General features: G+C 34.2%; 5 protein-coding genes. 3 read left to right on the top strand and 2 right to left on the bottom strand.

Annotated features, from left to right (window positions below; translation table 11 throughout):
• The first annotated feature begins 217 nt into the window (after positions 1–217).
• Positions 218–1377, top strand: a protein-coding gene (locus H280_RS0122465) for an IS3 family transposase (RefSeq protein ID WP_269208764.1) whose coding sequence is annotated in 2 segments (ribosomal slippage) — positions 218–479 and positions 479–1377 — 1161 coding nt in all. Because the reading frame shifts where the segments join, the coding sequence is not laid out codon by codon here.
• A 90-nt stretch (positions 1378–1467) separates the two neighbouring features.
• Here H280_RS0122465 and H280_RS25960 read toward each other — a convergent pair.
• Positions 1468–1629 carry a hypothetical protein gene (locus H280_RS25960; protein ID WP_020063341.1) on the bottom strand — a complete coding sequence of 54 codons (162 nt, stop codon included), beginning with the start codon at positions 1627–1629 and terminating at the stop codon, positions 1468–1470.
• Between the two features lie 645 nt (positions 1630–2274).
• Complete coding sequence (locus H280_RS0122455) at positions 2275–3204, bottom strand: carbohydrate binding domain-containing protein (protein WP_020063340.1); 930 nt, start codon at positions 3202–3204, stop codon at positions 2275–2277.
• Between the two features lie 1186 nt (positions 3205–4390).
• On the opposite strand from H280_RS0122455, the gene H280_RS0122445 reads away from it, so the two are divergent.
• Entirely contained in the window at positions 4391–5836 is a 1446-nt protein-coding gene (locus tag H280_RS0122445) for a L,D-transpeptidase family protein (RefSeq protein WP_020063338.1), read from the top strand.
• Positions 5837–6245: 409 nt separating this feature from the next.
• Positions 6246–6952: thiol-activated cytolysin family protein (locus H280_RS0122435; protein ID WP_034304071.1), on the top strand; the 707-nt coding region annotated here is incomplete at its 3' end.

The raw sequence follows: 6952 nt of genomic DNA, 5'->3' as shown, positions 1-6952 counted from the left end.
GGATTTACAAAGTTCTTCACTAGCAACACCTATTAAAGAAATGCTTCCAACATAATAACCAAAGGAGTACAGTTCTTCAGATTCTTTAAGTAATTTTAAGAACACTGCATCTTCACTAATTAATCCAATATCATCTAATTCATACCATTGATGCTAGACTAAAAAGTAGACACAGATTGTTATAATAAATATATCAACTATAACGAGGTGTGTCTGTATGGCAAGAGGTAACGGAAAACGATACGATGAGACATTTAAAATTGAAGCGGTAAAGTATATTCGTGAAAATCATAAGCCTGTGGCTCAAGTGGCTAGAGAAATGGGTGTGAATGAGAATACTTTACATGGCTGGATCAAGAAGTATGGTCAACAACCAGCGATTAAAGCTGTCCAATCGTTCTCTTCGACAGAAGCTGAATTACTAGCTCTTCAAAAGGAAATTCGTGAGCTCCAGGAGGAGAATGAGATCTTAAAAAAGGCGATGCACTACTTCGCGAAAAGCCCTCGGTAAAATATGAGTTCATTCATAAAAATTGCTCCCAATTCCGAGTGGAGAAGATGTGCAACGTCCTGGGAGCTTCCAAAAGTGGTTACTTCAAATGGCTAAAACGACCGAAAAGTGACAGGCAGAAACAACACGAGAAGTTATCACAAGAGATTTTTCAGACTCACTTAGAATTTAAGCAACGTTATGGCAGTGTTAAAATCGCTAAAACGCTGAATAAGCGAGGTGTGAAGGTAAGTGAGCGGACGGTTTCTCGTATTATGACAAAGAACCAGTGGAAATCTTGTACGGTCAAAAAATATAAAGCTACTACCAATTCGAAACATCATCACCCAGTAAGTGAAAACGTTTTAAATTGGCAGTTTACAGCTACTACACCAAACCAGTTGTGGGTAGCGGATATCACGTATGTTCCGACCAATGAAGGCTGGTTGTATTTGGCAAGTGTAATGGATTTGTATTCTCGTAAAATCGTAGGTTGGGCCATGAATAAAACCATGACAAAGGAATTGGTGATCTCTGCACTAACGATGGCTTACAAGCGTCAAAAGCCGAAGAAAGGAGTCATTCACCATTCAGACCGAGGAGTCCAATATGCCTCACATGAATATCAGAGACTGTTAAAAAAGTATCATATGATGGGCAGCATGAGCCGAAAGGGAAACTGTTATGACAATGCTTGTATTGAATCCTTTCACGGTATTCTTAAACGCGAGCTAGTATATCAAATGAAGTATAAAACGAGAGAAGAAGCGAAAAAGTCGTTGTTTGAATACATCGAGTTTTTCTACAATTCCAAACGAATCCATTCGACTTTGGGTTACTATACACCGAATGAATTTGAACATATGTATGGAAATTCAGCAGCTTGATTTTACCTTCATAAAAAAGTTTAAACCGTTCTTTATTTAAACTTTTTTATGAAGATCACCAAGCGAAAGCGCGGTAGAAATCTGTGTCTATTATCTTGACGTAGTATCACATCTCTCCACTATATTTTCTACATCTTTTGTTATCCGTGTTTGGATTATTTTAGCTAAATGATTTTTGTCTCTATTTATATACTGTTCACGTTCTTCCTTAGCTTTATCGTTATAATCATTTTTTATAAAATCTAGATACATTAAAATTCCCCCCCTGTAAAATTGACATATTGAATCTCTTTAGATTTATTTTTATTTACCATAAATCAACATCTTTTTGATGAAGGGTGGATTAGCAAATATTCTGTATGTTTTATTATATCAAATAACAGTAAATAACGATGGCATGATTTAATTAGTAGGTAGAACCTTTTAAGCCTAATGGACACTTTATAATTTAAAGATTTAGTTTGGACCAAAATATGATTTATTTATTTTCGCTGCTTACTTAATTTAAGGCTAATATTAGGACATTTTATGATTTAATAAGTGGCCAATATATAATTTAATTTACATTTATTATAACAAGAAGCATAAGATGGCCGTTTTGGTCAATTTATGCTTCTTTTAGTTTACGGCCAACTTATGCTTCCAGGATTTGAAGAATATTTTTAATGTCGTCTTTAAATAAAGTCGCGACTTTTAGGGATAGCATCACATTGCCATCAACTTAAGAAATTAATTGTTCCTCAAAATGAAAAAACGAGCTGAATTCCCATAAATAAATGTAGAAAGAACAAACTTCGTTTTGGATACATTTCAAAGTCTCAAGTCGATAGGCATATGGCGGCTCATTTCTAGAATTGTTTTCATGTGTCAATGATAGAAATATATTTTTTATTATGGCTACTTTTCAACTAGTACGATATCATCAAGATAGGCATCAAAGTTGAACCCGGAAAGCTCACCAATGTAGAATTCACTTGAATTAATAGAATTTGGAGTAGTAAATTCGAACGATTTTTGTTCATACTGTGAGGAAGTAAATGCCATATCAGCTAGGGTTCTTCCATTAATCAATACTAATGCCCCTACGTATCTACTAGGAGTAGTTACTTTTCCAGATGCGGACAGTATGTATGTCGTATTAGGCTTCAAAGTTATGGATCCAAACAATGCTGAAGCACCTAATGAGTTTAAATGAAGTCCTTTAGAATTATTTACCCCTGCATGCTCTTCAATATTGTATTTCATATTGCCGTCCCATGGTTTAAGAGGTTCTATACTTGAATTGTGGTCAAAATCCATATTTAAAATATAAGATTTCTCCTTTTCCTTCAATTGTACATTATCAAACTTAACCCTCCCATTTGCTGTAGAAGCAAGTTTGACAGCAAAGTTTGACACATCCTCCTCTGTTTTAAACTTCATCTCATGATGTTCCGGCTTAAATCCTGTATACTGTTTCTTTGTTAATGGAACTATTTCTTGAGAGGCATTCAGATTACCTACTGTTACTTCTGCTGGAGAACCTATACTTCCCGCTATATCAAATGTTAATGTATATTCTGTATTCGGCTTTACAGTAACAAGCTGATAGGCTGTGTCTGTATGTATTAATTTCAGATAATGATTGCCTGGTTCAGAAGTGCCGATATTCTCGGTAGAAGAATTAGGATTAGATAAAATCCAGTTATTTAACCCATCCTCAAAGTCTCCATTCCTAACTTGTTTATTTGCAGATGGACTATCTGCTGATACAATACCTGAAAAACCTATACTGGCACTTAATACAATTGCTGTAGAAAATACTCCTATACCGACTTTTTTAAACAATTTCTTCATCTCCTTTGGGCAGATTTAAATATATTTTTTCATACTTTCTATATATATTTGGGTAAACCTGCCAAAGAACAATTTTATCAATAAATGATTTATAGGTTATTTTCAATTGAAAAATCTTCAACATATACAAGGACACCTCGCTCAAATTGAACGAGTAACGAAAGCGTCAGTTCTACTTGTTCGTTTATTAAGGTTATTCGTATCAATTTGAACAAATATTATTCTAAAGCTACATGAATAAAACACACGACAAGCTTATGGTTCTTTTTATTTGCAGCAAACTTATCGTTCTATTTTTAATGATTTTTATTTGATCTCCTGATAAAGATAATTGCGTTTTTATATTTTAGATATCTGTGTAATGTTGATTTACTAATCGAGTTCGCCATATCAGAAAATCGTACGTTATCAAGACCTAATTTAAAGAAGCTCCTGAAAATAAAGGAACCTAATATGTTGGGTGCTTTTACATTACTGTACTTAATCTTAAAGAACCTAACTTATTTCTATAAAAGAACCATTTGTTTGAAGGGAAAGTATAAACACAACAAAACCCACAGAAAACAATCTGTGGGTCTTGTTGTATAAAAAGAAGCTTTGGGGAAGCTCGGTTTGATCAATTGTATTGAGTGTTCTGTATATATATTGGGGATAAATTCATCTTATTATCAATATATTTCAAATTACTTTTATAATGATTACAAAAGTCTTTCATTGTTTGCGTGCCCAGCGAAGCTGGGCACGCAAACAATGAAAGTCCGGCCTAGGTAAGAACCAAGTCGCCTAGTAGCTGACAGGCAGCTGGTGGAGAAATCCTAAGGCTGAAGCCCTGTGACAAAGTAACTTCTAATAGAAGCGCGAGCGAATCAGCAGACCGTAACATAAAGTGAACCTTGCCGCCTCGTAAAAAGAAACCTAATGATAGGACATCGGACAATTATTAAGTATTATTTTAGCAATCGTATCTTTTATAATTAAATAATTTGTAAGTACGAGGAGCTGAGATATAAGTTTAGCTCCCATTTTTATGTGCCATTCTATTAAAAATTCTAAATTTGACTAATTTAATGCGATAATATCTGGTCAGTGATAATGAAGTTTTAAGAATAATAAGGTACACTAGTCAATGATTTTAATTTAAAATCGATTGACGTTGATGTATACGGAGGAAAGATTTATGAACACCAATACAATAAATAAATCAGTTGAAGAAGTTGATAAAAAACGAGTAAAATCAAGAAAACGTTTTACAAATTGGAAGCTTATCACAGCGGGGGGCGGTATAATTACATTTCTCATTTTGGGAATGAGGTATTATCAGACGACCCACTTCAATTCAAATGTTACGATTAATGACATAAAGGTCGGTGGTCTAACTGCTGATCAAGCACTAAAAAAATTAAAAACATCCGAACTAGAAAACAAAGTCTATATCGGCCAACAACAAATTTTAGATGAAAAAGATACGCAAACGGAACTTATGGAAACAGATTTGCCTCAAGTTCAGAAACTATTAAAAAGCCAGTGGACATTTTTTCCCTCCTCAAAGGAAAAAAATTATTCACTACTCCCGGAAAAAGCAGATCAGTACCGAAGCGAAACGATGAAAAAACTTGTAGAAAAAAAGCTCGTCTCTATGAATAAAAAATTAAAAGCGTCTCAAGATGCTACGGCGAAGATCGAAAAAGGAAAAGTTGTCATCTCAAAAAGCGTTGAAGGAAAACAGTATGACGTTACTAGTCTATTGAAAGATTACGACAAGCAGAAGTATAAAAGCGAAATTCATTTGGAGCCTGTATACATACAAGCTATTAAAGAAGACAATCCGATTGTAAAAAAAGAGGAGCAAGCACTACAGGATTTTCTTCAACAGTCCGTTGATTATAAGGTGCAAAATGAAGTTTACTCTTTAAAAGCGAAAGATCTAATTCAAAATGCCTCTATATCAAAGGATATGAAAGTTACAATCGGCGCGAGCAACATTAAGAAGAAGATTGCTGAAATTAATAATGCTAAATCAACATTAAATAAAGACTTCACATTTAAAACTCATTCTGGTTCGGCCATATCAGTAAAAGGACAAGGATATGGCTGGGCACTAGATGTTGAAAAGGAAACAAAGCAAATTCAAAAAGCCTTTGAAAAAGGAGGAAAATCTCTTTCTGTTTCTAATATTCGCGGAAATGGCTGGAAAAATGAAGGCATCGGTTATGAAACAACATCAAATAATGGCATTGGAGACACGTATGCGGAAGTGTCAATTGCAGAACAACAAATTTGGATTTACAAAGATGGAAAATTGGCAGTCACAACGAATGTGGTAACTGGTAAACATAGTACGAGTGAAGATACATCACCAGGTGTGTGGTATATTCTCTATAAACGATCACCATACACACTTAAAGGAAGCGCAGTAGGTAAACCTGATTATTCCGTTAAAGTAGATTACTGGGCTCCGTTCACAAATAGCGGACAAGGGTTCCACGATGCCGGCTGGCGAACAAACTGGGCAAATAATGCCTATTTAACAGGGGGATCCGGCGGATGTGTTAACCTCCAACCTAGTGTTGCGAAAACTGTGTATGATAATCTAAGCACTTATGAACCAGTTATCGTGTACTAGTAAATAGCAATCTCGCGTGAAGCGATGTATATAAATGCAAATTGAAAAACTAACATAAAAAACCTTTATTATTTACTTACTTACGTTTTCCAGGAAGACCATTATCTGCGAATAAAAACTATGATTAATGCTACTCTTATTAACAATGCAAGGGGAATCTGATACATTCTTGTATGCAATATTGCATATAAGAATGTATTGATAAAAATGTAAGCGCTTACTATAATAGAAATATAAACATAAACCACATCTTAGCAACAACAAAAGAGGAGGAAATAATATGACAATTGCAATGGCAATTTTAAAATTTATAGGTGGAGCATTTCCATTAGTTCAAGAACTTTTAAAAGCATTTATGTAAGTTCACTATTTAGCAATTATCGTAGCTTAATATGAAAAAAGGAAGAAGTTGATTTATTTGAAAATTACAAAAAACACCAAAGGAAAAAAAATACTAGCAAGTTTATTAATCGGCTTTTGCACTATTAATTATTCATCTATTTCCTTCGCTGAAACACCTAAAAATAATTCAGCTAATGCACCAAAACAAGCTATTGACATTGATACTGGCATAGGAAATTTAAAGTATGATAGTAGAGATATTTTAGCAGTAAATGGTGATAAAGTAGAGAGTTTTGTTCCGAAAGAAGGTAAAAATTCAAGTGGTAAATTTGTAGTAGTTGAACGTGAGAAAAAATCACTTACAACTTCACCAGTGGATATTTCAATTATTGATTCTGTGACTAATCGTACTTATCCAGGGGCAGTACAACTTGCAAATAAGGCTTTTGCAGATAATCAACCTAGTTTATTAGTGGCTAAGAGAAAACCTTTGAACATTAGTATAGACTTACCTGGCATGAGAAAAGAGAATACAATTACTGTCCAAAATCCTACATATGGTAATGTGTCTGGAGCGGTAGATGAGTTAGTATCTACTTGGAATGAAAAGTATTCAAAAACAAATACGTTACCTGCAAGAATGCAGTATACAGAATCTATGGTGTATAGTAAATCTCAAATCGCAAGTGCTCTTAATGTTAACGCTAAGTATCTTGACAATGCACTGAACATTGACTTTAACGCTGTTGCAAATGGAGAGAAAAAAGTGATGGT

It is taken from the genome of Bacillus sp. 123MFChir2 (assembly GCF_000383235.1).
In the GTDB taxonomy this organism is placed as follows: domain Bacteria; phylum Bacillota; class Bacilli; order Bacillales; family Bacillaceae_G; genus Bacillus_A.
The sequence above is the reverse complement of the archived record's forward strand: the minus strand, read 5'-3'. Positions and strand labels throughout refer to the sequence as shown.